The following is a 25,977-nucleotide window of genomic DNA, read 5'->3' as shown; positions in this document are numbered from 1 at the left end:
GGGACTGGGCAGGCCCAACCACGTCCCATACACTCTGCGTTCCACCTGCCCCTGTAGCTCAGTTGGATAGAGCAGCGGACTTCTAATCCGCAGGTCGCTGGTTCGAATCCAGCCGGGGGTGTTCCACATGACAAAGAGCGTCAAAGACAGGCCTCATTACCCCCGCATGATTTCTCGTATCCGGGCGAGATGGTAATCATCATGCACAGCCACAAACTCACAGAGATCCACGAGCCGCATCGGCTGGTTGAGGCGCGGGTGGAGTGACGTTCGCGCGAAGTCTTCCGCTGTCAGCGAGTCGAGTGTTGCAACCCATCCATGGCGCAAATCACGGAACTGTGCACAGAGATCCTGCATTGACACCGTGTTGTGATCTGCGTGCTTTGTTTTGGTGTTCTCGACATCCGCCGCTTCGAGGATTTTCGCCCCGGAGAGAAGTTGGCCTGTGCGTGTGTGCCAAAGAGATTCGAGATCACTCAGATGCCCGACGTTCTGCTTGATAGACCACGTGTCATCGGGCTGCGCGACAAGCAAGCTCTCAGAAAGCTTTTTCACTGCATCCTCAACACGCAACGGAGTGCCTCGCAAACGCTCGACAACCTCTGGCCCATCGCACGCTGGGATGCGAAAGTCGAATGTTCTCTCGAACCATGGCGAGCGTGTTGTGTATCGCGTCTGTGTCATCCATCACCATCCGCTCGAATGCTGCTGCTTCCATCGTGTGCCGCGGTTATCAGGCTGGTTGAGAATTAGCCGCTGATCATTGTCAGAGCCGATGTTAGATTTCTGGATGTTCATCTGCGTTGCACCAAAACCACGAGCGTCAACCACGCGCTCGTAGCACCCGCCAAGCCCGAACGCGGTCAGCACCACTCCCGCGAGCACGCAAGCCCCAGGCATGATCTTGTTTCTGGGATTTCTTCCGGTTTCCATGCTGGATTGTAGAGGCTGAGGATTCTGCCGACAGATCGCTGATTCCAGCCCGCCAGCCCTGCAAAACCCACGTCCAACCACCTACCATCGCGGACCATGCCGACAGTCACCATCAACGGTCAGAAATGCGAGTTCGAGCCAGGCCAGATGATCCTGCAGGTGGCAAACGCCAACGGCGTTGATATCCCGCAGTATTGCTACCACGACGGGCTCACAATCGTCGCCTCGTGCCGCATTTGTCTCGGTGAGGTCTGGGCTCCCAACCCACGGAACGACAACAAGCTCGAACCCATGATGGGCGGCAAACTCCTGCCGACGTGCCAGACTCCGGCATCCGACGGCATGGTGGTCCATACAGATTCTCCCAAGGCTGTCGCCAACCAGAAGGGCGTGATGGAGTATCTGCTGATCAACCATCCGCTCGACTGTCCTGTGTGCGATCAGGCTGGCGAGTGCACATTGCAGGACTTCTCCTACGAGTATGGGCGCGGCGTGAGTCGGTTCGAGGAGACAAAGGTCAAGCAGCCCAAGAAGGATCTCGGCCCGCACGTCTATCTCTACTCAGACCGCTGCATCCTGTGCACGAGATGTGTGCGCTTCACACAGGAGGTCTCCGGCACGAACGAGATCATGGTGCAGGGGCGCGGGAACGACTCGCAGATCGACGTGTTCCCGGGTGTTGCACTCGACAACGAGCTCTCGGCGAACGTCATCGACCTCTGCCCCGTGGGCGCACTCCTTGACAAGGACTTCCTGTTCACGCAGCGCGTGTGGTTCCTGAAGAAGACCGCGACCATCGACGGCGTCACCGCGTCTGGTGACAACATCTGGGCGGAGCACAACCAGGGCAAGATGTACCGGTTCCGCCCGCGCGAGAACGCCAGTGTGAATCGCTGGTGGATCACGGACGAGGTCCGGTACTCGTGGAAGTTCGTGCATTCTGACACACGCCTGACCACACCGATGCACCGCCAGTTCGGTGTGCTTGAAGAAACCAGCTACATCCGCGCTGTGCAGGACGCGGTCGAAGGTCTGCGCAAAGCTGCCGAGAAATCCGGCAAACTCACTCTCGTCGTCAGCCCAATGCTGTCGTGCGAAGACGCGTACTCGCTTGTGCAAGCAGCACGCGCTATCCACGAGAATGTCGAGTACGCTGTCGGCCCCGTGCCCGTCCACGGCGAGGACAAGGTCTTCCCCAAGGGGACATCAAAGGACGATCCCAAAGCATTTATCGCGTACGCAGAAAAAGCCCCGAACGCGCGCGGCGTAAAACGAGTCCTCGAAGGACTCGGCTGCACCGTCACTGACTTCAACGCTGCTGTCCGAAACGCAACAAGTCTCATCCTCACCGGCAACTACCCAAGCAGATGGGACACGGACGAACTACGCAACGCGCTCAAGGACACATTTGTCGTGCTGATCGACACGCTGCACTCGCCGCTTGTTGATGATGCGGACATCGTGCTCCCGGGTGCAGTCTGGCTGGAAAAGGCCGGCACATTTGAGAACGCTCGCGGCATGGTGCAGGCGTTCGAGGCTGCGATTCCCTCGCCCGGCAGCGCAAACAGCGAGGGCCAGATCGGCAACGATCTCCTCGCAGTCGCAGAAGGGAAAGCACTCAACACACCTTCAGGGTCAACAGTCCATATCGTCGACGAAGGGCCGGGACAGGTGCCAAATGCGCTGCGCACGCGCCTGCCTCACGGAAACATCTTCAACGCGGCAAACACTCGCGCTGCTATGGCAGCACTGAATGGTCCGCTCGGTGTATTCGGTGATGCTGTCAGCTCGCCACAAGCACCAGAGGCTGTAGAATCAGACATGCAGGTCGTTGCGCTCTGATCAGTTCATCTTAAGCAACCAACAAAGACACCGGGTGGATCCCGGTGTTTTTTCTGAGTCTATTCGGTTGCTCGTTTCGTCTCAATCCTTCTCATCTTCAAGCGCCGCCTGCGCTGCTGCAAGACGAGCGATCGGCACACGGAATGGTGAGCACGAGACATAGTCCATGCCGAGACGATGGCAGAACTTCACACTCGCCGGATCACCGCCGTGCTCACCGCAGATCCCGACCTTCAGTTCGTTCTTCACCGCGCGTCCCTTCGTGAGACCCATCTCAACAAGCTGACCAACGCCAGAGATATCGAGACTCTGGAATGGATCCTGCGGGAGAATGTCCTGTGCAAGGTATGACGGGAGGAACGATCCGGAATCGTCACGACTGTAACCGAACGTCAGCTGTGTGAGGTCGTTGGTACCGAACGAGAAGAAGTCGGCGACGTCTGCGATTTCGTTCGCGGTCAATGCCGCACGCGGGATCTCGATCATTGTTCCGATCTTGATATTCAGGCGTCCGCTGTACTCAAACTCCTTGCGAACCTCCTCAATCACGCGCTCGGTCTCGCGACGGAGAATGGTCAGTTCCTGCTTCGTGCCAACGAGGGGGTGCATGATTTCGGGCATCGCCTTGACCTTGCCGTTGGCGCACTCGATACACGCTTCCGCGATAGCTCGCACCTGCATCTCAAGAATCTCAGGATAACTGATGCTGAGTCGGCACCCACGATGTCCCAGCATCGGGTTCATCTCGTGGAGTTGCTCGACGCGCTGCTTCACCGCAGCAACAGGCATGCGGAGCAGACCAGCGAGTTCTTTCTGCGCATCTGCTTCGTGCGGAAGAAACTCGTGGAGCGGCGGATCGAGCAGACGCACCGTCACGGGCAACCCCTTCATCGCGGTGAAGATCTCGACAAAGTCCTCACGCTGCATGGGCAACAGTTTCTCGAGCGCATCAACACGCGCAGCACGAGTATCCGCAAGAATCATTTGACGCATCGCGCGAATGCGCGGCCCTTCGAAGAACATGTGCTCTGTGCGGCACAGCCCGATGCCCTCTGCACCAAACGCGCGAGCGCGTTTCGCATCGGCCGGAGTGTCTGCATTGGTGCGCACGCCAATCTTGCGATACTTGTCAGCCCAGCGCATCAGCTTGGTAAAATCACCTGACAACTCCGGCTCAACACGCTTCAGTTCCCCTGAGATTACTTCACCCGTTGATCCATCGATTGAGATGATGTCCTTGCGGGTGAACTTCTTCCCGCCAACCTCGAAGGTACCCTTCTTCGCGTCGATGTGCAGCGCAGATGCGCCGGCAACACAGCACTTGCCCCAGCCACGAGCAACAACCGCAGCGTGCGATGTCATGCCACCGGTGCTCGTCAAAATCCCCTTCGCAGAGTTCATGCCGTCAACATCTTCCGGGCTTGTCTCCGGGCGAACGAGAATGACCGATTCGCCCTTGCGTGCCCGCTCGACAGCTTCCTCTGCTGTAAACGCTGGGTAACCAACAGCAGCACCCGGGGACGCGGGAAGCCCCCTCGTCAGCACTGATGCCTTTGCTTTTTCCTTCACATCAAAGGACGGGAGCAGCATCTGAGTAAGCGAGTCGGCGTTGACACGGAGCACCGCCTCCTTCTCTTCGATCAGCCGCTCTCGCACCATGTCACACGCGACTCGTACAGCAGCAGCGCCGGTGCGCTTGCCGGTGCGAGTCTGGAGCATGTATAACGTGCCACGCTCGATCGTAAACTCGATATCCTGCATGTCGCGATAGTGCGATTCAAGGGTGTTCTTGATCTTTAACAACTGGTCGTACACGCGTTTGTTCCAGCGCGGCATGTCATCGACAGGCTCCGGTGTGCGAATACCTGCAACAACATCTTCACCCTGCGCGTTGATCAGGAACTCGCCGTAGAACTTGTTCTCACCAGTGGAAGGATTGCGCGTAAACGCAACGCCTGTGCCCGAATCATCTCCCATGTTGCCAAACACCATCGTCTGGACATTGACAGCGGTACCGACAAGGCCCGAGATACCCTCGATGCGCCGATATGACTGCGCCTTGTCCGAATCCCACGACTTGAATACTGCTTCGATTGCGAGTTCAAGCTGCTTGTTCGGATTCTGCGGAAAATCCTGGCTTGTGCCGAGACGGTACACACGCTTGTACTCCTCGCAGAGTTGCACAAGCCCCTCCTCGGGGACCTCGGTGTCGTCCTTCACCTTGAACTTCTTCTTGATCTTGTCAAAGGCATGCTCAAAGGTCTCGTGCGGGACCCCCATCACGACATCACCGAACATGTTGATGAGTCTGCGGTACGCGTCATACGCAAACCGACGATTCCCCGTTGCCCGGGCAAGCCCCTCGACGCTCTCATCAGTCAGGCCAAGATTCAGAATCGTGTCCATCATGCCCGGCATGGATACCGCAGCACCCGAACGAACAGACATCAGCAGCGGATTGTCCTTGTCGCCGAACACCTTGCCCGTTTCTTTTTCAAGCAGGCTGATGGTCATCTGCGCTTCATTCATCAGACCATGAGGAAGTCGCTTGCCACCCTCGTTGTACTTTGCACACGTCTCAGTCGTAATGGTGAACCCTGGAGGCACTGGCAGCCCAATCCGCGTCATATCTGCGAGGTTGGCTCCCTTGCCACCAAGCAGAAGCTTCATGTCAGCCGAGCCATCGGTCCGGGTTTTTCCGAAGTAGTACACAAACTTTCCGGGGTTCGGTTTGGAACCTTCGGAGGAGGATGTCTTCTTCGCTACCTTCTTTTTAGATGTGGTCTTCGAACCGGCAGGATGTGTTCGTTTGGTTGTGGACTTCGAGGCGGTTGAGCTCTTCGTCGTCTTCTTGTTGGCCATCAGCATGGTGTTCCAGTCGAATCAGAGGCGGCAAGTACAACCCCACCAATGGGTCTTGGCAGGTCTGACGGTAAAATATCGCCCATTTCGGGGAGTTTGCGAGTTCTAAACAAACCCGAGCCGGGAACCATGATCCTAGGTCGAGAGCCCGTCCATGTGCAGTCATCTTTTCCATTCTTCCACAGGCTTTCGTGATTTCTGCATGAAAACACGTGGTCTAAGCCATACAGCAGACTTTTTGTATCCCCTGATACCGAGTCGCTGTGACGCAGGCATTCGCATAAACTGCCTCCCCACTGCACCGGAGATTCACCGCCATGGCTCACAAAGTCTGTCCCACCGCTACCGAAGCACTTGCAGATCTCAAGGATCGGGGCATCCTCTATGACGGATGTACTGTCATGGTTGGTGGATTCGGTTTGTGCGGAATTCCGGAGCACCTCATCACCGCGCTGCGCGACACCGGCATCAAGGAACTCACCTGCATCTCCAACAATGCTGGCGTTGATGACTTTGGGCTTGGGCTCCTCCTCCAGACACGCCAGATCAAAAAAATGATTTCCAGCTATGTTGGAGAGAACGCGACATTCGAGAAGCAGTTTCTTGGTGGAGAACTTGAGATCGAGTTCAACCCGCAGGGGACACTCGCGGAACGAATCCGTGCAGGCGGTGCCGGAATACCCGCGTTTTACACTGCAACCGGCGCAGGGACGGATATTGCGAAAGGCAAGGAATCACGTCTGCTTCTTCCGCCGGCAGCTCATGCTCGCATCAACAAAGACACATTCCGCGAACGCGAGTTTATTCTCGAAACTGGGCTTTATGCGGATCTTGCGCTCGTCAAAGCACACACAGCCGATCCGTTCGGCAATCTTGTGTACAACATGACCGCTCGCAACTTCAACCCCATGATGGCAACGGCTGCAGCATTTGTTGTTGCAGAGGTAGATGAACTCACCGACCTGGGCAACATTGCACCGGATCGGGTCCATACGCCTGGTAACTATATAGATCGAGTTGTAAAGACTGTCAGCGAGAAACGCATCGAACAGCGCACCACCAGCAATAGCTGAGCAAGGCTGCAATGTAAAAACAACTGCCCCGATGTTCGGAGCAGTTGATGCATGTGTCTTGAGTTGTGTTTGTTTGACGCGTTCTTAGTGTGTGATGACCTTTGCAAGCGTCTTTGCTTCATCAATCCACTTCTGAACCGATGTCTCAGTCGGTGGCTTGCGGGTGAGGTTGCGTTTTTCGTTCACTTCAAGCATTGAAGCTGTCAGGTTTGCTGCATTGCGCTGGGCAAGTTCGGGAACCGTGTCGACACCAGCTTCATGCAGCAGTTCCGAGTACTCCGATCCTACACCCGTGATGCGATAGAGGTCTGCCATGTTTGCCCACTTGAGCAACATGGATTCTGTGATCCCCGTCTTCTCAGCAACACCCTTGCGCCCTGAAGCAGACGCGCACTCTTTCAGCAGCGTGTCTGTATCATTGATACCAGCAGCTGTCAGCTTCTCTCCGAATGTCGGCCCAATGCCTTCGATGTCGGTGATCTTGTAGTTTGCCATGCTCAATATCTCCCTGTCTTGAATATCCGTGTGTGTGTGGTTCAGCCCACGAAGTGCAGGCATTCCGAAACGATGCAGGCGGCATCATATCACGTTCTCGACGCTCATTCCCGCTCTCACAGAACACATCGATATCATCCGGTTGTGTGTTGAAATGCGATCTCCTCGTACGGCTGCACAACGACAAAGCCTGTGCCCGCAAATCGCATCTGAAACGATTCGCCGCTTCCTCGACCAAGAAATGATTTGAGTTGCAGATCCGTCTTCAGTTCGGGTGTCAGCGTACCCGACCACGCCACTGTTGCGTTTGGATCGGTGACAATCGGACTGTCGGGCGTGACAACCAATGTGATTGGATCGTAATGAGTCGTGATCGCAATAAGCCCTGAGCCATCCAGTTTGACGTTGAATAATCCACCCGCTGCAATCGCAGAGAGTTTCCGCATCATCTTGATATCCCATTGGATACCGTCCTCAAATGCCAGCAGATCGTTGCCGTTTACGAAGATTGAGTCGCTGGTCAGTTCAAGTATCGAGATCTTCTTGCCCTCGTCAGCGAGATAGAGTTTTCCAGTCCCGGTCGCCTTTGTCAGTTGCGCGCCCTCGCCGGTTAATCCTTTCTTAATCAACTTGCCCAGCCCCTGTTCAAGGATCCCCTCACGCTCGAACTTGATGTCGCCGCGATATGCAACCATCGCACCCTTTTTCATCCACACCAGACTGCTGATATTCACCTCGAGCAGTCGCTCATTTTCAAGCTCGAAGAACCCTTGACCGTGGTCGCGTTCTGATGTCTTCTCAACAAACTGTTCGATGGAGAAACGAGACATGGCAACTCCTGTTCAGACCAATACCGAACCAAAGAGACATTGAACATCGGTGAGATTCGTCAAACCGAAACTGTCCTGACATTGTCAGCAACATCAAACGCAGCTTCAGACTTCTCACGCACTTCCTCAGCGGTGACGCCGGGCGCAAGCTCGGTCAGGACAAACTTCTGGCGGTTCGGATCAAACTCCATCACGCACAAGTCTGTAATAAGCATGTCAACCACGCCAGCACCGGTCAACGGGAGCGTGCACTCTTTGACAAACTTCATGCCGCCGTTCTTGGTGTTATGTTCCATCGCGACAACAACCTTGCGCACACCAGCAACAAGATCCATCGCGCCACCCATCCCCTTGACCATCTTGCCTGGAATCATCCAGTTTGCGATATCGCCGTTCTCAGCCACCTGCATTGCGCCAAGAATACACATATCAACATGACCACCACGAATCATCGCAAACGAATCTGAACTCGAAAAAAAGCTCGCTCCTTTACGAGCGGTAATGGTCTGCTTGCCTGCATTGATCAGATCCGATTCGACCTTGTCATCCGTGGGAAACGGACCAATGCCAAGAAGCCCATTCTCAGACTGAAGCCAAACATCCATCCCATCCGGAATGTAGTTCGCAACCAGTGTGGGCATGCCAATCCCGAGATTGACAACATACCCATCCTCCAGCTCTTTCGCTGCTCTTTTGGTGATCTCTTCGCGTGTCAGTGCCATGAAGGAAGTGTATCGCGGGTGACTCGATCCCGCCTGACACCAGATCTCATGTTGACAGCTTGATCAGGCCGCCTTGGATTGCGGTCGCTTTTCCTGAACTGTGATCGGTTTGTCATCGTCCTCACCGCCGATCAGGATGAATCCTGCGGGCTCACTCTCACCAGTCCCAAGTTTGGCAAGATAGACACCATACTTGATCCGCAGCTTTGCTACACGCATCTTCATGTCATGAACGCGATGGGTATTGCAGACATTGACCGCCAGCGCGTTGAGAACAACGAGGACCGTCAGCCCCACCACCAGCACAAAGACCGCATTCTGATCGAATGTTTCCACGCCCTGAGTATCGGCTGGAACCTGACTTCCTTTAAACCAACAGACCGAACCCAACGGCTTCTGGGACGATACACTTCTACTGATCCATGAAACCTGTGCATTCCTCGATCGCCAGCCCCATCCTTTCTTTCGGTCGTCGATGGGCCGTTGTCTTTTTATGCACCCTTATGAGTCTCGTTGTTTCACCAGTTTCTGCTCAGCAGGGAGATCTTGACGTCTCTATAGGGTCGATCGGGGTTGGCGGGGTCACCAGGCTTGGTGAGTGGATGGGTGTTCGAGTTGATTTCCGCGACGCATCCATCGAGCGCCGGGAACTTCTTTTCCGTATTACATTTCCGGACGTTGATGGTGACACGATCGTTGTGGAGCGGGCTGTTGCCAGCAATCAGGATGTGAAGCAATCAGTGTGGTTGTACACACGCCTGCCAATAAGCGGCGATGCGTCGTCTCGATTGCGATTGTCGGTGTACGAAGCAGAAGAAGGCAGCAGCACCAGCGGCAGCGGGCGGGTCCCCGGACAGCGGTTGTTCACGGATGAGAAGGTCATCTCTCCGGTTGCACCTTCCTACGGACTCATTGCGCGTATTGGTGACAAGGATCTGGGACTCGGTGCAATGAGCCTGCCTGCATGGTCGCTCGACTACAACCCATCAGGACAGGAACGTGTTCGAGTCACAGGCTTGGACGGCAAGGATCTCCCGGATCGCTGGCACGGGCTTGCGCAGTTCGACACCATCATCTGGACGCAAGGTGAACCTACAACGCTCACAGCTTCTCAATCCGGTGCATTACGCGATTGGATCTATCGCGGCGGACACTTTGTTGTTGTATTGCCGCCAGTTGGACAAACGTGGATTGGGTCGTCTGCAACAAATCTGCTCTCCGATGTGATGCCGAACGTCACAATCGAACGTCTCGAAGCAACCGACCTTGAACCCTACAGGCCTCTTGTCTTCTGGAACAAGCCCAAGGAAACAAATGAAACAATCGAGCAAATCCAGAATCGTCAGCGGGCAAGCCGACCACTTGGCAAGGGCACGGTCTATGTTCTCAAGCCTGCCGACAATGCGCTAATGGAAGAGGCGATGCCGATCCTTGCTGGCCCGAACGATGACCCCGTCGTCACGCGCAGACTGCTGGGAACTGGCATGGTCACCCTTGTCGGACTTGATCTGGCTGCACTCGCACCGAACCGTCTTCCAAATGCTGAGCAGTTCTGGAACCGAGTGATCGGGTTGCGTGGTTCATACGATGCTGACAGAGGCACGCTTGGAGCATCGCGCACCGGATATGTAACAGATGGGTTTATTGGTGGCAAGATCGAATCTCGTGGCACCGCCGCTGCCGGTGTGCTGCTCGGCTTTCTGGTTTTCTCACTCTACTGGGTAATTGCAGCACCCGTTTCGTTCTTCATCCTGAAGAAGCGGGAGAAACTGCATCACGCGTGGATCGGATTTCTGCTCAGTTCGATTGCGTTCACCGTCATCGCGTGGGGAGGCGCGGTGCTCATCAGACCGCACCGTGTATCTGCACAACACATCACGGTACTCGAGCATGTGTACGGGCAACCCGTCCAACGTGCCAGATCATGGTTCAATATCATGGTACCGTGGTATGGTGATGCGACAATCGGATTCGACGAATCTGTTTCATCGCCAGTTCCATTGCAGGTCACGAACAACATTGCTCCATTTGACGGGCTCTCACCGAGTTCCAGCGTTGGTGGAAAGTTCCCTGATGCGCGTACCTATGCAATTGATGCACGATCGCACAACTCTATCACATTTCCCGTGAGACAAACAGTAAAACAGTTTCAGGCAGACTGGGTGGGCGGTCCACAATGGAACATGCCGCGCCCGGTGGATGTTGATGGCACCTCAGGCGATGATCCTGTCATCCGTCAAAATGAGCGGCAAGGCAAGAATACACGGTTGCATGGCATACTCCGCCACGATCTGCCGGGTCCATTGCAGAACGTGACAATCATTATCTCGTGGGGCCAGCGCGGACTTGATCGTCATCCAACCGCGCTCAACGCCAACGCAGAAGCGTGGAAGATTGTTAACCCGTGGGCGCCGGGTGAAGATCTGGATCTTGCTGAGATCACAACATCGGCGCAGTTTGCTGCAGCCGATCTTCAATCGTTTATCAGCACTCTCGTACGCAGACCCGGACCAGCCTCAATTGGCGCTGAGTACTCCACAAATGTATTTGATGGTGTCGCCGCTGCCAGTTTGCTCAGCCAGTTCCCCGAGGACAAAACCGCTGGAACATTTACAGGCCAGGTACATATGACGCGGTATGCGCTGCACGGATGGGACATTGGCAAATGGCTTATGCAGCCGTGCGTCATTATACTTGGTGAAATCACAGACTATGGATCGGCAAAGCAGATTGGCTCGCCGGTGCCAATCATACTCGATGGCAGGCCCGTGCGATCAAGAGGATCGACAGTGATACGGTGGATCTACCCATTGCCCACAAATCCACCAGAAATCGACTCAGACGAAACCACTGGTCCGGATGATGAAGGCGCATAAAGACTTTGCACAACAGCTAACACCATGCAGGATCAAACACCATGCCGATGATCGAAACCATTAATCTGAGCAAACGCTACGGCGACCTTGTTGCGCTTGATAATCTCAATCTTTCGATCAATGAGGGCGATTGCTTCGGATTCATTGGGCCGAACGGCGCGGGAAAGACAACCACGATCAAGGTGCTCGCAACACTGCTCAAGCCATCATCCGGACAAGCACAGGTCGCCGGCCTGACAGTTGGATACCAGAACCGAAAGATCAGACCGCTCATCGGATACGTCCCTGATTTTATGGGCGCATATGAAGATATGGTGGTAACAGAGTACCTTGAGTTCTTTGCCGCAGCATATGGCATCCACGGAAAACATCGCAAGCAGGTCGTAAACGATGTGCTCACACTGACAGATCTGACGTACAAAGCGACCGCGGAAGTCAACAGTCTCTCACGAGGCATGCAACAGCGACTCAGTGTTGCCCGGGTGCTGCTGCACGACCCAAAGGTTTTGCTGATGGACGAACCGGCATCCGGCCTTGATCCGCGAGCACGCATCGAAATTCGCGAACTCCTGAAAGAGCTCAAGCGGATGGGGAAGACCATCATCATTTCCAGCCACATCCTCCACGAACTCGCGGAACTCTGCAACATTGTCGGCATCATTGAACGTGGCAAACTGCTGTATGCTGGTTCCGTTCGTGACGCGCTGGCACGAGCACGCATGGGCATGATTGTGCACGTGCAGGTCAATGAGCGGTCTCAGGATGCCGCAGAGGTGATTTCGAAGTTTCCCGGCGTCAAGAAGATCCAGATGCAGCCGTCGTCAAATGGATCCTCAGCGGAACCAATGCTGCACGTGCAGTTTGACGAGGAGGGGCACGCCGACATCACCGCGCTCCCGAATGTGCTGATAAATGCCGGGTTCCGTATCCGCTCATTCACCGAAGAAAATGTCAACCTTGAGACAGCCTTCATGCGTCTAACGAAGGGGCTCGTGCAATAACGCTTACATCGGCCTTCGTGTCTGCATACTCAGACGACGTGCCGCAAGAAAAGCTGCAAACACGCCAACAACCATGTGCAGCCCACCACAGAGGACCGCAAAGACCGTAAACGGTGCAAGTGTTGTGTTCTCTCCAGGCACATCAACAAGAAATCGATCAAACTGGTACCATGTGATGCCGCTCAACGAATATTGATGCTCACCGAGCCCCGCCTGAACAACTGCAACAACAGGGTACACAAACGGGCTGCTGTATTGAAGCAGATGCGCAAAGGCTTCTTGAGCTTTGTAGTCCATCACACCCAGAATCGAGACGATTCCAAGAAGAATCCACGGTCCAAGCCACGTCGCAAATCCGACAAAGAGATTGGCAATACTCGCCGATGTTGAGCGCCGGAACACGGTTGCAAGCAACGCTCCCGTGCCTGCAAGATACACCACAGGTCCAAGCATGCACATTGCTGCAACGAGTATGACAACTGGATGAAGCGATCCGACACCAACTGCAAATCCGATCACAAGAAGTACAAAGAGCAGCGTCTGCGCCTGCTGATGTACCGTACCAATGACCTTTCCAAAGATAATGTCACGCGCTCGCAAAGGCGTTGTCAGCAGCATCTCCCATGTCTGCGATTCGCGTTCTGCAACGATTGATCCAACCGATGTTGTTGCCGCACCGACTACTGTCACCAAAAATCCGACAACAACAATAATCGAAAATGCTGGTGCGGGGCTTTCCACAACCCATGACATCGGCCAGTTGTTCATCTTCAGAAACACAGCCAAGATAGCAAGCATCGCAAATAACACCGACCACGCAAGAACGTGCGCGAGCGAGAGTATGTGTCGTTTCTCCTTTTCCTTGCGCAGGCGGAACACACACCACAGAAAAACAGCGGGCAGAACGAACGACCAGACAAGAAACCAGAACCCGGGCACAGAAGCAGGCCGAATCACAAACATGAACGCTTCTATCAATGCACCAGCAAAGAAAACACCTATACACCACGGCATAAACTTCGACCACGCAAGCACAAGCTGGTCAAACAGTGTCCGCGGTCGAATATACGACAAACTCCCCTTTTTCGAGTTTCTCCGCAACTCGCGCCACAGAACCGGCGCATCCCCCACCACCCGACTACCCCCCACAACAACGGGCGTGTGTGCAACGTGCAACAGTGAGGTTTCGCCTGAGACTGGGCTTGCTGCAACGACAGTGTTGGAAATCTGAACTGCTGACCTTGCTCGCTTGCGACGATTCCACACACGGAAGCGTGAGCGCACAACCATCCCGACACCACCCGCAGACTCAATCTGCATCAGCTTGCGAAAAGTCATCGTGCTGGCAAGTGCGAACAGGAGCGAAAGCCCGAACATATACGTGGTATTCACGATCCATATCCACTTGATGTCTGCCGGAGTCAATCCAGGTGGCATCTCCCCAAGTTGGTATGTGGTCAGCGCGCCGAGCGTTAAAGGAGATGACGAGGCGTAGAGCTCACGCAAACGAGCGGGCGGCCCCAACCACGGTGAAAGAACGATACGAATCAGCGCAGGTCCGAACATGATCAGCAACATCACGAAGACCGCACGACCCGCGGAGCGACGGGCATCCTTTCCTTTGACAGAAAAGAACATCCCAAGCGACAACCCGAGCGCAGAAGAGCTGAGCGCAAGCATTGTTGCACCAAAGATGTAATCGGCTTCAACACCACCAAGCACGCGCATTGCCAGAAGCACTGGAACTGGAATCAGCACCAGCACCAGCAACTGGATGAAGCGTGAAGCAAGCTTGTTCAGGATGATCTGACTCGACGTGAGCGGCGTTGTTGCAAGCGCAGGAATCGTGCGTCCGACCTTCTCTCCAACGATCGCGTGAGATGTCAGCATCGAGCTGACAAGACACAGACAGATGAACTGTGTCCATGCAATAATAAAACTTGCGGGAAGCGCGATGTCCTGCAGCGCTGTTGCATCAACGCGTTCGGACATGCTGTCTGACTCACCCCAGAAATAGATTCCGAGTATTGCAAACAGCAAAAGCGCATAGATCGCCCGAAGAATGTAGGTCCCCTTCCGCCTGCCGAGTGTGCGCATCTCCTTCTGGAAGACAGGCCCGAAGAATAATCTCTCAGGCCGAAGTAACACAACAGCATTGGCAATGCGCTTCGCAATCGAAGGTCTGGGGCGCAATACAACTGCCTGGACAGCATGTGCGTCCGTTGCCACATGTTCCTCAGCAGATTCGCTCACTGCACCTTCCCCTTTGTCAGTGTCATGAACGCATCTTCAAGCATGACCTTGCCGGGCACAAACTTTGCTATGCGGGCACCTGTCTGTGCGACCAGATCGAACACCGCATGATGATCCTGAAGCGATCGGGCAACCTCAAGCGTCAATCGATACCCATCGGCTGATGCGCGATAGATCACCTCGCTGGCCTCAAGAGCCTTCGCGATCGATACCGGATCCACAGTCTCGGATGGCTGGAGCTCAATCACCATCTTCTCACCAGTATTCGCACGATCGAGTGCTTCTGATACTGAACCGGCAAAGATCATCTCGCCCCGTTCAATAATGCCGACACTCGTACACATCTCGCCGAGCTCCGTCAGAATATGCGATGAAACCACAAGCGACTTGCCCATCTTCGCAAGCTCAACCATCAGCGCACGCATCTCGATACGTGCGCGAGGATCAAGACCCGATGCAGGCTCATCGAGCAGCAGCACCTTTGGCTCATGCACAAGCACGCGAGCAACACCAAGACGCTGCTGCATACCACGCGACAGGCTGTCGACCATCGCGTGACGTTTTTCCGAAAGATCAGTCAGTTCGAGCACACTCTCAATAATCGACGATCGTTTCTTCCTCGCAATTCCATACGCGCTTGCAAAGAACTGCAGATACTCATCGACTGTCAGATCGTCATACACGCCGAGAAAATCGGGCATATAACCAAGAATCTTGCGTATCTCATGCGCCTGCGAATGAATGGAGTAGCCGCACACCGTTGCGCTGCCCGCATCAGGCATCAACATCCCGGCAAGCATCTTCATCGTTGTGGACTTCCCCGCGCCGTTCGGTCCGATGAACCCGAAGATCTCACCCTCTCCAACCGAGAACGACACATCACGAACAGCATCCAGACTGCCGAATGATTTGCAGAGACCTTTGACCTCGATCATACATCATCCTCCGCAGTTGGCAGCATGGGCACCATGATTCGATAGACTGTCGTTGACTCACGATCCCACTGGCCGGAACGAGAGTTGCGTTCCACGCGAATAACCACCGTGCGCCACACGTCAGGAGCAGTGTCATCAAAGATCGAGTTACTCGAGAATGAAGGCTCAAAGTTCGTCATCGCTCGGGCTTGTTCTACGGATACCTGCATGGATTGACTCAGGTTCATGCTGTTTCTTGTCATGAACACACGCTCATGCAGCGCAGCAGTTTCGTCCTCGACCTCGCTAGCCACGTTCCACCGTTCCATTTGCTCAGCGAGCGCAACTTCCACATTTGCATCACGATCCAGTCCGGTCACAACGATTCGTGTGCCACTCGACGTGCGTTCCAACTGCACACGCACAGGCGCTGGCTCGACACAGCGCGATGCAATGGCGCGGAATGTCCATTGTGCAACGCGATGATCCTCCATGCTGTTTCCACCCATCGCCGTATCCCATGCACCGGGAATCTGCAGCGTTTCAACTCTCGGTCCAATGAGTGACTGCTGAAACCCTCGTCCAGACCCATAGGAACTCCACGATGGTTCAAGACCGCGCCACCATTGTGATTGCAGAAACGATCCATCAACGGACTCATCCGCGAGTTTGCTCGGTTGTGACGAGTTTGCATACAACCCGATCGCCTGTGTCACACATGCAATCGGCAGTGACTGCCCGGGCATCTGCACTGATTCCACGAGCACCACACGTCTTGCCATCGAAGGACCGCGACGTATCCACAACGGCACTGTGTACGCAACAACAGAAAGTACCGCCAGCCAAAGCGCTGCGGTCAACCAGTTCAACTCACGACGGTTCAGGCGTTTGAGCACGAAGAGATCAGCAACCCCTAGCAGCGCGACAATAGTGAGCGGGACAAGCAGAATCCAATAGAGCACCGTTAACGATACATGGGGGGTGCGCTGAATCTGAGCTATTACCTGCTGAATCTCTTCACTTGTTTCATATGCACCGCTCCAGTACCAGTCGCGGCTCTCCGAAGAATCCCCTTCCATCGTCCTGATCGGTTTCTTCAGGATTGGTGTGAGCAACTGGCGCCACAAACCGGCCGAAAACACATCTCGCACTGCACTTGGAAGGAACTCCGGTCGTGCTCCAACGAGCATCACATAGCCAAACCCAAGCGGCCCCTGCACCGCAATACTCGATTCATCCCCTGAAACACGCCAGTTCTCCGACCACCCGAGTGTCTTTGCACGATCAGAAAGACGAAACGTGCGAGCGGTCGCCGTCTCTGAGAGCATGACACCGGACAACTGCTTTGTTTCCTTTGACACAAAGTCGGTCATGACGCGTTGAAGTTCACGCGGTGTCTGTACCGGCGCAGGATCGCGCGAGGTCACCATTCCCGAATCGAACTCAGTTTCCAGCACACCCTCCGGCACCCATCGCTGCCACGCAGAGCCCGGCTCGGTCGCGAGCACAATCAATCTCCCGCCCGCTTGCACCCACAGTCGAATCGCTTGAATCGACCGCTCGTCCACACTGTCAATCGAAGCAGGATGTATCACAAGTGCGGTCAGCGAGTCGTATCCCATGCACGTGCGAGGGAGCAAGTCTGGATCAATCGTGACAACATCGATTGAGCCAAAGACCTCTTCAACCGGTCGAGCAGGCGCACGCGAGTACGAGTACTGGCTTTGCGTCGATGTCGATCCATCGAGCCCGCCAAGCACATCTCGCCACACCCGCGATGCGCTGTTGAGACTCTGTACATCACCGACAACACCAACCACAACATGCCTTGGCCCATGCACCGTTGGCATGCGAAACTCAAGCCTGGTGCTGCCTGATGAGTTCTGCTGTGGTATTGGCACGAACGAGGCTGATGCCAACTCGCGACCGCGTGCATTGAACGCTTTGATGTTCATCTCAACACAGCTTGCTGGCGGGCATACAAAGGCTGTTACAGGCACATCGCGGTGTGGTGTCGTTGCAAACGGCACAGTGATCTTTGCAACCTGTGATGCGTCCTGCGCATACGTGATCTCAAACGCGCCGTTAACCGCTTCGCCACCAGATGAGATCGTCAGCGTGAGCGGATTCCATCGTTCGGCCACCAGTACGCCACCAAACCCGAGCGAGGCATTCATCTGGAACTGGTTCTCTGCATCCTGTGCCTGAGCTACCGAACCCATGCAGCACACGCACACCAACAAAGCAACACACCACTGCATGCCGTGCACGTGTAGAACCCGAATCGCACTGATCACAGATACACCTTCCGGTTGTAGACCCACCACTCGAACATCACGATCAAGACCGCGAGCCCAACCAGCCACGGCCAGAGATGGCGCGGCCCCTGACGCTCTGCAGCATCTGCACTCGCGGTGTCGATCTTCGCGGTGGCAAACTCCGGCTCCATGACCACGGAAACGTCTGACTCGGCTGGATTCGAGAGATTCGATGCAAACGTACGCACAAATCGATCTCCGATCTTCGAATCGTTGTCAGCGCCGGCTCCGGTCCATGACACCGTGAACACACCAGTTGATCGCACAGGTCCGTACGCAACTGATCCATCTGGTGCTTGTGTCAACGTTTCGACATCGTCGTGCGGCGTGCGCACACGAATATCTGATGCACCCTGTGGCAACCGATCGGTGTATGTCTGCCCAGGTTGCACGTCACGCCCAGCAACAACCTCGTCGCTTCGTCCGAGCGTGTTGATTGCTGAACCAACGAAAACGACCCAACTCGGATCCAGCGTCCATGTGGATGCAAGCACACCGAAGGTCACACAGATCGCGCGACATTCAGTTCCATTGATCTCAACAATCGCTGGACCAACCGTGGAGTTTGCGAGCACGCGAGCCGCATTCTGCTCACCGAGTGACACATCGTGTGGATCAAAGATAACCAGCTTGTCCAGATCCACAGAGTTCAGCACCGGATGGTTGTGGTCCCAATCGATAATGGCTGTCTGATGATCTGTCAGCACGCCACGATCCTCCAGTCCCTGTGGCGCGGGTGGAGGCTGTCCAAACACGAGATATCGCCCCGGAGGAAGGCAATCGTCGGAGTTCTCCGGCTCGGGAGGCAGCCATTCATCAAGCACAACAACGTCATACGAACGATCACGCCCGGTGCGCAGTGCCGACTCAAACTCAGCTGGAGTCATCACATCGACGCGAGCAAGCGGTAACACGTTCAACAGATCGGCAATACCAAACCCGTCGTTAGTGACCAGCGCAACAATCAGTTCACTCGACCGCGGAATCACCACCCACGCTTCGTTGTCAACGCCGAGCACATCGGGCTTCGCGTTTGCAGCGTTCTCTGACGCGCTCGGCCGAACCGTCATGTGCGCAATGCCCTCTTCCGGGCGCTGCAGCTTGAACTCAACACCAGCGCGACCGGGCTTGAGCGCCGTGCTGGGATTTGCGGGATCCTCGCGCACTGCGCCAGGGATCTCGACCTCTTTCACCATCACGATCGGTGGCTCTCCATCGATACGAAGCTCGACATCGACAATGCGAGTAGTGGTGTCTGTGCTCTGCACACCCGCATACACGACCAGCTTCGTCGGATCGGAGAACTCCCGATCGGCCCGCACCGCGACAATCCCAAGATTCGTCGCTGATTCCTCACCCACCGGGTAGTAGCGCACGTCATCCTCTGGACCGAAGATCGTTTCCGCCGCATCTGCGATCCGCCCGTCAGAAAAGATATGGATCGTGCCGACACGCCCCGGCGGCAGATCCAGCTTCTGTCCGGTGTTGTCATCAATAAACGTGCGCTGCGGCGCCTGCGCTTCGATCAACCCCAGCGCGTGATGAAAACGTGTTGGCGTTTCGCGAGCCTGGATTGAGTTGATGGCGCTCCGCAGTGCGTTTTTGTCGCTCGTCCACGACTGCACAACTTCAGCAAATGTCCCGAACGTGATCACCATCGCTTCATCCGATGGTGAAACGGAAAGAAGTTGCTGCTCTTTCAGCCCGTCAACAACGGCGAGCGCGTCCTGCTTCGCCCTGTCCAACCGCGATTGCGCGACGGACTCCCCATCACGCGCGTTCATGCTTGCTGAAACATCGATCACGATCACATGACGACCGCGCGTCAGCATGGAGCTGCGTGTTGTCGGCTGCCCCGCAGCCACAAGCAAAGCCCCGAGTGCCAGCAGTTGCAGCAAAAGAAGAATGTTTTTGCGAAGACGCTGGAACGGCGCGTTGGCCTGGAGATCTTCGATTGCTTTCTTCCATAGGAATGTCGACGAAATCTCAATATCACGACGGCGCAGCTTCAGAAAATACAGAATCAGCAGCGTCGGGATCGCGATCGCAGCAGCAATACCAGCAACAAGTGGGCTCAGCCAGGTCACTTGAGCACCCCCTTTCGGCGGAGTGAGTCGACCAGCAGCGTGTCGATCGGCATGTCCGACTGCGTCGTCATGTGCATGATCTCGCGACGTGCACAGAATGTGCGAAGATTGTCGCGGTACGCGTCGAGCGTCGCCTTGTAGCGTTTGAGCAGCGGCGCAGAGACCGTGATCTCCGCAAAGTCCTCATCCTCGACATCGCGCAGGCGAAGATCGCCCGCGATTCCGTTTGGTCCGGTCGGATCGACCTCCTGCGGGCTGAGCACCTGCAACGCGAACACGTCGTACCCGTGCCCCGCGAGCATGCGCAGCCCGTCCTCGTATCCCTCCTTGATAAAGAAATCTGACATCACAATCATGATCCCGCGCCCACGCCGAGACATCGCGATGCGTTTGCACGACTCAGTAAATGGAAGAATGCCGGTCGGTTCGATCGTGCAGATCCATCGCGCAAGATCCTGTGTGCGCCGGCGCCCGCGCAGATCGCGGATCGCGCTGATCACTCCACCCTGCACGCCACCAATCGCAGTCGCGGTCACACGATTCAGATTCACGAGCCCAACGTATCCCAGCGCCATTGCTGCCTTCTGCATGAACAGCAGTTTGCTCGGCTCGCCGCAATCGCTCGACAGACTCGCGTCGATCACAATGTGCAGCGAGAGGTCCTCATCCTCAAGGAACAGCTTCATGAACAGATGATCGAGACGCCCGTACACGTTCCAGTCGATGTGGCGCAGGTCATCGCCGACAACGTATGGCCGATGGTCGGCAAACTCGACACTCTCGCCACGCTTTTTGGATCGACGTTCGCCCTGCAGTTTTCCACGGAAGATCTTCCGGCTGGCAAGATCGAGCCCGCCAATGCGCGCCATGACATCGTCAGACACAAGGTCAGCAATAGTCTTCGGGCGAGTTGGAGATTCGATCTTGAGCATGTGTGTTACCGCATTGAGACTGCTGTTACATCGGGGTACTCACTCGTGATGACTCTTCCACCAGTGGGTTCGTCGTGAAAGAAATACTCCGCAAATCCCCACCGAGAAAGCAACGCATCATCGTCAAAGATGAAGTAAATCAGCCGACCTGAGTTTGGATCAACCAACACTGCGGCAAGCCCATAAGGATTGGTCTCCCAGGTTTGCAGTGGTATGTATCCGCCATAAGGACCAGTGAAATCAACGTCCAGTACCGGTCGAGTGTGCCATGGCTGCGTTGCAACTTCCCAGTGAAAACCGAGTTTGTCCGCGCCTGGCAACGGATCGTCGGGTGTTTCAAGAACCACCTGCTCTTGATGCGCTGGTGATCCTGTCATCTCACAAAACTCGGCATTGCTGGGCCATCGCCCAAACTCCGGCTCGCGCCAGTGCCGCTTTGCAACCTTCGCAACATCAGTCTTCGTCATGCCAACATGGAGCACCGACGGCAAACGGGCGACCTGCTTTTCCGCTGCTACAAAGTACCTATTAGCACAACCCGACACGAATACAACACAAGCGCAAAGACTTACACAAGCAATCCAACGCACAAGAGATGTGGCAACAACTTCCCGCATCAGGCTCCGACTCCCACCGGCTGTTGCGGTGTCAGCTTCACGATTTCCTGCACCAGATCGTCGGTACTCACACGATCCGCCTCGGCCTCAAAGTTCAGAATGATGCGATGGCGTAACGCGCTGGTCGCAATATCCGAAATGTCTTTGTACGCGACGTGGAACCTGCCCTCGGTCAGCGCACGCACCTTGCTGCCAAGGATGAGCGCCTGCGCCGCGCGGGGTGACCCGCCGCAACGGATGTACTTGTTTGTTGGTCCGTTCGCACCGCCCGCAGCGTGCTGGCCCTCGGGGTGCGTCGCGAGCACAAGACGCGCCGCGTACTCCTTCACATGCGGCGCAACGATCACATTGCGCACGAGATCCTGCATCTCAAGAATGCGGGGACCATCAAGAATCTGCTTCACATCCGGCGTTTCTGCTCCGGTTGTGCGATCAAGAATCACCATCAGATCGTTGAGCTGCGAGTACCCGACGTTGATCTTGTACATGAACCGGTCCATCTGCGCTTCGGGCAGCGGGTACGTGCCTTCCTGCTCGATGGGGTTCTGCGTTGCAAGTACAATGAACGGCTTGTTCAGCTTTCTTGTGACACCACCGACGGTGACCGCACGCTCCTGCATGGCTTCCAGCAGCGCCGACTGGGTCTTTGGTGTCGCGCGATTTATCTCGTCGGCGAGCACCACCTGCGCAAAGATCGGACCAGGCTGGAACTCGAACGAGCGCCGACCCGTTTCAGCATCCTCGGAAACAATGTTCGTGCCAATCACGTCGGCTGGCATCAGGTCGGGCGTAAACTGGATGCGTGAGAACGGCAGGTGCAGCGTCTCTGCGAGCGTGCGCACGAGCAGCGTCTTTCCAAGACCCGGCACACCTTCGAGCAGCACATTGCCCGACGCAAACAAGCACGCGAGTACACCCTCGACCACATCGCGGTGCCCTACAACGACCTTGCCGATCTCGTCAAGGAGTGAGTGGAACGTGGTACGGAACGCCTCGCACTGGGCCTTCACTGCATCGGGTGTCTGCATGTTCATATCATCTGCCATACCAACCTCACTTCGATCACACTGTGATCGTGTTTGTACACGCGAACGTGTGTCTTACTCCTCATCGAACTCATCCTGCGCACGGCGTTTGGCCTTGAGCAGACGCGACATGCCCTGCTCCTCGTCAGCACTCTGAGACTGCTGTTGCTGGGCACGCTTCATGGACTGTTTCTGTTCCTTTGTCATGCCAGCAATCGGGTCATCCGTCGCAACCGGTTTGCGCTTGAGCTGCTCAGGATCCACCTCAAACTTTGCGCTCTTTGTTGCATCATTTGAAATCGGCGCTGCGCCTGCACCGGTCAGCGGACGCGCGTCGTCGCTGCCAGACTTTCCACCCATCTGCGCACGGGCTTTCTCTCGTGCAGCCTGGAGCGACTGCATTGATGCGCCAGCCGTCTGGGTTGTCTTGCGGAATCCGGCTGTCACAGCGGCAAACATGCGTGGTATATCGATGCGAACACGGCGAATCGCAACATCAAGCAGGAACATCGCGATTGCTGCAAGCGCAAGCTGGAGCCAGATTGGGTCCTTGGACAACGGGAACACGATGCCCTCCCGATCCCACAACGATGACTGTTGGATCTCTGCATCCGTCATGGAAACATCAAGCACACGACCACTGGTCAGATCCGCAATCCGCTGGAGCAACGGTGTGTTGTCCTGCAATGCACGGAACTCATCGGCAAAGGGACGATTCACAGATGCCTGTACAACACCTTTGACAATGTTGCCCGAGCCATCCGGGTTCGGCGCTTCGAACCGCGCTCCCATGACATATGTGCCGGGATCGCCCGACTCGAAGAATGCCTCGTACTTCCCAGGCGCGATCTGCTGGAACTCAACTATCCTGCTCTCGCCCAAACCGTCAGTCACACGAGCTTCAATCGTGGCGAGGTTAATCCGTTCACCCTCACGGGTCGCAATTTCGATCACCGCGTGTGTCTGATCACCCTCGTTGGTCAGAAACGTCCGCAGATTTGCAGATCCTGCCGGCTTCATCATCCAGCGGATGTGGTTCTCCCAGAAGCTTGCAAAACCGCCCCATCCTGTCCACGGTGTCGTCCACCGAGCTGCGCCATCTGATGCAAACACACTCACGCGACCAAGACCAACCGGCCAGTGCGCAGCAATCGGATCATTCTCCTGCCCACGCATCGTGACAACGGCGCGACCATCATCGCGATCGGCTGTCACAACATACCCCGTCAGTGGCGGCACGCCGGTTAATCCAGCGAGCGTCTCGTGCAACGCACCTGTAATTGTGGGCACAAACGGATCGCCTTCCCAGATGAGCGGCCTGCGGACAGTTTCTGCCTCACGGAAGATAATCTTGGGGAGCGTCGCGTAATCAGCCTGGCGCGTGATAAGGAAGTAGTTGCCGCCCGTCGAAGTCGCAAGATCCTTCATCTTGTTCACTTCGGGATCACTCGGACCACCGTGCGGGTTTACCGCGATCGCTGTCACTGTAATCTGCGCCTTCACATACATCTGCACAATGTTATTTGAGAGCGACGGGTCGCCGTCTGAAATCACAATGACGTGCTTCGCGCCAGCGTTGATATTCTGCAGTCCGCTCAGCGCCATGCGCAGCGAGGGATCGAAGCTCGGCATATCGCCGAAGACGAGATTATTGATCGCCCGCTTTGCTGCAACCTTGTCGCCAAGCAGAGACAACGGATGCACCCACGCAGAATCGCTCGCTATTCCCGGTGCGTACTCGACTATGCCAAAGTAGTCGAGGCGTGTCAGCGCATCGATCGCTGCCATTGCGGTCTGCTTGCCGTAGTAGCGTCCGTCCGGCATCTCGATCGAGTGGTTTACCAGCACCAGCGCGCCTGCTGGCAACTGGCGTTTCTGCGGCGGATCAAGCCGCAAGGGAAGAATCTCTTCCAGTGGAGTGCCAATCCATCCACCCGCACCAAGCGCATCAGGCCCACCAATCACCAGCAGACCGCCACCGAGGTCACGCACGTAATGGATTATGTCATCAACCTGCTGCTGCGTGTACAGATACTGGGGCGTGTTCAGCATGATGATGCCGTCATACGCGCCGTACTCAAGCAACGAGTTCGGTCCTTCGCTTGGCAGTACAAAGTCCGCTTGGAACTGAGTGCCAGCAATCACACGCTCGAGCGCGGTTACTTCATTGATATCGCTCATCAGCACGAGCAGCCGACCCTCTGACGCGACAAATGTCACACCGCTCGAACGATTGTTGTCGGGAATGACATCAACAACACGCCCCGAACCGTCCTTCTCGGGATCAAAGAATGCATCGAACTTCTGCGGCCCTGGCGCAGCGAGTTTCACCGGTACAATCACCGTAGGGTTCTGCGGATCTATCTCGACGCGTACTCCCATCGCGTTCGAGTTCGGATCAAGATCGTATGGCTGGTCGTTGACGGTAACAGAAAGAATGCCCGCGACCAGGCGGGCTGTAGAGATACGAATCCGGAGATTCACAACATCGCCAACTCGCGCAACACTCTGCACCACAAGATCTTCAACAACGACCTCGTTTTGTGATGAGTACTGCAATGGCAGTACGTCAATCGGTACACCCGCTGCACGGGCCTCCTGTGCTGCCTGCACAAGATTACCAGCAGTCTCGTTGCCATCGCTCACAAGCAACAGCCGATACCCAGCATCCGCAGGCTTCAGCGACAACGCAAGACGGATTGAACTTGCAAGATCGGTGCCGTCCGTCTGCCCGACTGTAGAACGCTCAAAGATCGTGTTGCCAGAGCTGAGCAATGATTGCACGAACGGATTAACAGCAACCGTGAGTGCAGCAAACTGATCGTCCGATCGCCCGTTGTTGCGTCCCTTGTTGAGCTTGATGTTGTTCTCGATCCACGCAACACCGTCATCCTGAAGCTGCGGACTGATGCTTCGACTGACATCAAGGATTGCCGTGACGGCTACACGTTCCGCCTTCTCTTGGAGCGAAGGCCGAGCAAGCACACACACAAGCATCGCAAGCACTATGCATCGCACCACCAGCGCAGCTTTGCGCGTGACCGTCGCAAGACCAGACAGATTCCTGCGTCCGATGAACACAGCAAGAACGACAAGAATGGGAATGAGCAGCAAATACTTTGGACGATCGAATGCAACGGGCCCAACTGTCAACGAGCCAACGGTGCTGACAATCGTCTGATTGAGCATCGATGCCT

General features: G+C 55.7%; 19 protein-coding genes and 1 tRNA gene. 5 read left to right on the top strand and 15 right to left on the bottom strand.

Annotated elements, in window-relative coordinates; genetic code table 11:
* Nucleotides 1-47: 47 nt before the first annotated feature.
* A tRNA-Arg gene (locus tag H6815_09255) sits at nucleotides 48-121 on the top strand.
* Between the two features lie 35 nt (nucleotides 122-156).
* Here H6815_09255 and H6815_09250 read toward each other — a convergent pair.
* A complete protein-coding gene (locus tag H6815_09250; protein MCB9860624.1) occupies nucleotides 157-684 on the bottom strand; it encodes a DinB family protein in 528 nt (175 codons plus the stop codon).
* A gap of 3 nt (nucleotides 685-687) precedes the next feature.
* Nucleotides 688-933: a hypothetical protein gene (locus H6815_09245; protein MCB9860623.1), complete on the bottom strand. Its 246-nt coding sequence runs from the start codon at nucleotides 931-933 to the stop codon at nucleotides 688-690.
* A gap of 96 nt (nucleotides 934-1,029) precedes the next feature.
* Between H6815_09245 and H6815_09240 the strand changes: the two genes are divergently transcribed.
* Complete coding sequence (locus tag H6815_09240) at nucleotides 1,030-2,775, top strand: (2Fe-2S)-binding protein (GenBank protein ID MCB9860622.1); 1,746 nt, start codon at nucleotides 1,030-1,032, stop codon at nucleotides 2,773-2,775.
* An 81-nt stretch (nucleotides 2,776-2,856) separates the two neighbouring features.
* Here H6815_09240 and H6815_09235 read toward each other — a convergent pair whose 3' ends face one another.
* Nucleotides 2,857-5,637, bottom strand: a complete 2,781-nt coding sequence (locus H6815_09235) for a pyruvate, phosphate dikinase (protein MCB9860621.1) — start codon at nucleotides 5,635-5,637, stop codon at nucleotides 2,857-2,859.
* A 317-nt stretch (nucleotides 5,638-5,954) separates the two neighbouring features.
* On the opposite strand from H6815_09235, the gene H6815_09230 reads away from it, so the two are divergent.
* Nucleotides 5,955-6,710: a CoA transferase subunit A gene (locus H6815_09230; protein MCB9860620.1), complete on the top strand. Its 756-nt coding sequence runs from the start codon at nucleotides 5,955-5,957 to the stop codon at nucleotides 6,708-6,710.
* 84 nt (nucleotides 6,711-6,794) lie between these two features.
* Here H6815_09230 and H6815_09225 read toward each other — a convergent pair whose 3' ends face one another.
* The 4 genes from H6815_09225 to H6815_09210 form a co-directional block, all read right to left on the bottom strand.
* On the bottom strand, nucleotides 6,795-7,205 hold the full coding sequence (locus H6815_09225; protein MCB9860619.1) for a DUF4332 domain-containing protein: 411 nt from the start codon (nucleotides 7,203-7,205) through the stop codon (nucleotides 6,795-6,797).
* 134 nt (nucleotides 7,206-7,339) lie between these two features.
* Nucleotides 7,340-8,035, bottom strand: coding sequence for an AIM24 family protein (locus tag H6815_09220; protein ID MCB9860618.1), 696 nt, complete (start codon nucleotides 8,033-8,035; stop codon nucleotides 7,340-7,342).
* A 59-nt stretch (nucleotides 8,036-8,094) separates the two neighbouring features.
* Nucleotides 8,095-8,757 carry a CoA transferase subunit B gene (locus H6815_09215; GenBank protein ID MCB9860617.1) on the bottom strand — a complete coding sequence of 221 codons (663 nt, stop codon included), beginning with the start codon at nucleotides 8,755-8,757 and terminating at the stop codon, nucleotides 8,095-8,097.
* Nucleotides 8,758-8,820: 63 nt separating this feature from the next.
* Nucleotides 8,821-9,093 carry a hypothetical protein gene (locus tag H6815_09210; protein ID MCB9860616.1) on the bottom strand — a complete coding sequence of 91 codons (273 nt, stop codon included), beginning with the start codon at nucleotides 9,091-9,093 and terminating at the stop codon, nucleotides 8,821-8,823.
* A gap of 167 nt (nucleotides 9,094-9,260) precedes the next feature.
* Between H6815_09210 and H6815_09205 the strand changes: the two genes are divergently transcribed.
* Nucleotides 9,261-11,633, top strand: a complete 2,373-nt coding sequence (locus H6815_09205) for a hypothetical protein (GenBank protein ID MCB9860615.1) — start codon at nucleotides 9,261-9,263, stop codon at nucleotides 11,631-11,633.
* A 47-nt stretch (nucleotides 11,634-11,680) separates the two neighbouring features.
* Nucleotides 11,681-12,634, top strand: a complete 954-nt coding sequence (locus tag H6815_09200; protein MCB9860614.1) for an ABC transporter ATP-binding protein — start codon at nucleotides 11,681-11,683, stop codon at nucleotides 12,632-12,634.
* Between the two features lie 3 nt (nucleotides 12,635-12,637).
* Here H6815_09200 and H6815_09195 read toward each other — a convergent pair whose 3' ends face one another.
* From H6815_09195 to H6815_09160, 8 genes are all read right to left on the bottom strand, one after another.
* Entirely contained in the window at nucleotides 12,638-14,863 is a 2,226-nt protein-coding gene (locus H6815_09195; GenBank protein ID MCB9860613.1) for an ABC transporter permease subunit, read from the bottom strand.
* Between the two features lie 20 nt (nucleotides 14,864-14,883).
* Entirely contained in the window at nucleotides 14,884-15,822 is a 939-nt protein-coding gene (locus H6815_09190; protein MCB9860612.1) for an ABC transporter ATP-binding protein, read from the bottom strand.
* Nucleotides 15,819-18,023: a hypothetical protein gene (locus H6815_09185; GenBank protein ID MCB9860611.1), complete on the bottom strand. Its 2,205-nt coding sequence runs from the start codon at nucleotides 18,021-18,023 to the stop codon at nucleotides 15,819-15,821. Before H6815_09185 ends, H6815_09190 begins: the two co-directional genes overlap by 4 nt.
* 71 nt (nucleotides 18,024-18,094) lie before the next feature.
* Entirely contained in the window at nucleotides 18,095-20,206 is a 2,112-nt protein-coding gene (locus tag H6815_09180) for a BatA domain-containing protein (protein ID MCB9860610.1), read from the bottom strand.
* Nucleotides 20,203-21,138 carry a DUF58 domain-containing protein gene (locus H6815_09175; GenBank protein MCB9860609.1) on the bottom strand — a complete coding sequence of 312 codons (936 nt, stop codon included), beginning with the start codon at nucleotides 21,136-21,138 and terminating at the stop codon, nucleotides 20,203-20,205. The genes H6815_09180 and H6815_09175 overlap by 4 nt, the downstream gene beginning before the upstream one ends.
* A 5-nt stretch (nucleotides 21,139-21,143) precedes the next feature.
* Nucleotides 21,144-21,605 carry a hypothetical protein gene (locus tag H6815_09170; protein MCB9860608.1) on the bottom strand — a complete coding sequence of 154 codons (462 nt, stop codon included), beginning with the start codon at nucleotides 21,603-21,605 and terminating at the stop codon, nucleotides 21,144-21,146.
* Between the two features lie 149 nt (nucleotides 21,606-21,754).
* On the bottom strand, nucleotides 21,755-22,783 hold the full coding sequence (locus tag H6815_09165; protein MCB9860607.1) for a MoxR family ATPase: 1,029 nt from the start codon (nucleotides 22,781-22,783) through the stop codon (nucleotides 21,755-21,757).
* Between the two features lie 72 nt (nucleotides 22,784-22,855).
* On the bottom strand, nucleotides 22,856-25,969 hold the full coding sequence (locus H6815_09160; protein MCB9860606.1) for a hypothetical protein: 3,114 nt from the start codon (nucleotides 25,967-25,969) through the stop codon (nucleotides 22,856-22,858).
* Nucleotides 25,970-25,977 lie beyond the last annotated feature (8 nt).

The sequence above is a fragment of the Phycisphaeraceae bacterium genome (assembly GCA_020639155.1).
In the GTDB taxonomy this organism is placed as follows: domain Bacteria; phylum Planctomycetota; class Phycisphaerae; order Phycisphaerales; family UBA1924; genus JACKHF01.
Note: the sequence above shows the minus strand (reverse complement) of the source record. Positions and strands in the feature narration are given on the sequence as shown.

What these genes read in the sequence shown, in the direction of transcription:
- H6815_09205 (MCB9860615.1), top strand. Translation starts at nt 9,261, where the DNA reads ATGAGTCTCGTTGTTTCACCAGTTTCTGCTCAGCAGGGAGATCTTGAC.
- H6815_09245 (MCB9860623.1), bottom strand. Translation starts at nt 933, where the DNA reads ATGGAAACCGGAAGAAATCCCAGAAACAAGATCATGCCTGGGGCTTGC.
- H6815_09250 (MCB9860624.1), bottom strand. Translation starts at nt 684, where the DNA reads ATGACACAGACGCGATACACAACACGCTCGCCATGGTTCGAGAGAACA.
- H6815_09185 (MCB9860611.1), bottom strand. Translation starts at nt 18,023, where the DNA reads ATGGGTTCGGTAGCTCAGGCACAGGATGCAGAGAACCAGTTCCAGATG.
- H6815_09215 (MCB9860617.1), bottom strand. Translation starts at nt 8,757, where the DNA reads ATGGCACTGACACGCGAAGAGATCACCAAAAGAGCAGCGAAAGAGCTG.
- H6815_09225 (MCB9860619.1), bottom strand. Translation starts at nt 7,205, where the DNA reads ATGGCAAACTACAAGATCACCGACATCGAAGGCATTGGGCCGACATTC.
- H6815_09200 (MCB9860614.1), top strand. Translation starts at nt 11,681, where the DNA reads ATGATCGAAACCATTAATCTGAGCAAACGCTACGGCGACCTTGTTGCG.
- H6815_09160 (MCB9860606.1), bottom strand. Translation starts at nt 25,969, where the DNA reads ATGCTCAATCAGACGATTGTCAGCACCGTTGGCTCGTTGACAGTTGGG.
- H6815_09220 (MCB9860618.1), bottom strand. Translation starts at nt 8,035, where the DNA reads ATGTCTCGTTTCTCCATCGAACAGTTTGTTGAGAAGACATCAGAACGC.
- H6815_09175 (MCB9860609.1), bottom strand. Translation starts at nt 21,138, where the DNA reads ATGCTCAAGATCGAATCTCCAACTCGCCCGAAGACTATTGCTGACCTT.
- H6815_09170 (MCB9860608.1), bottom strand. Translation starts at nt 21,605, where the DNA reads ATGACGAAGACTGATGTTGCGAAGGTTGCAAAGCGGCACTGGCGCGAG.
- H6815_09190 (MCB9860612.1), bottom strand. Translation starts at nt 15,822, where the DNA reads ATGATCGAGGTCAAAGGTCTCTGCAAATCATTCGGCAGTCTGGATGCT.
- H6815_09240 (MCB9860622.1), top strand. Translation starts at nt 1,030, where the DNA reads ATGCCGACAGTCACCATCAACGGTCAGAAATGCGAGTTCGAGCCAGGC.
- H6815_09235 (MCB9860621.1), bottom strand. Translation starts at nt 5,637, where the DNA reads ATGGCCAACAAGAAGACGACGAAGAGCTCAACCGCCTCGAAGTCCACA.
- H6815_09230 (MCB9860620.1), top strand. Translation starts at nt 5,955, where the DNA reads ATGGCTCACAAAGTCTGTCCCACCGCTACCGAAGCACTTGCAGATCTC.
- H6815_09165 (MCB9860607.1), bottom strand. Translation starts at nt 22,783, where the DNA reads ATGCAGACACCCGATGCAGTGAAGGCCCAGTGCGAGGCGTTCCGTACC.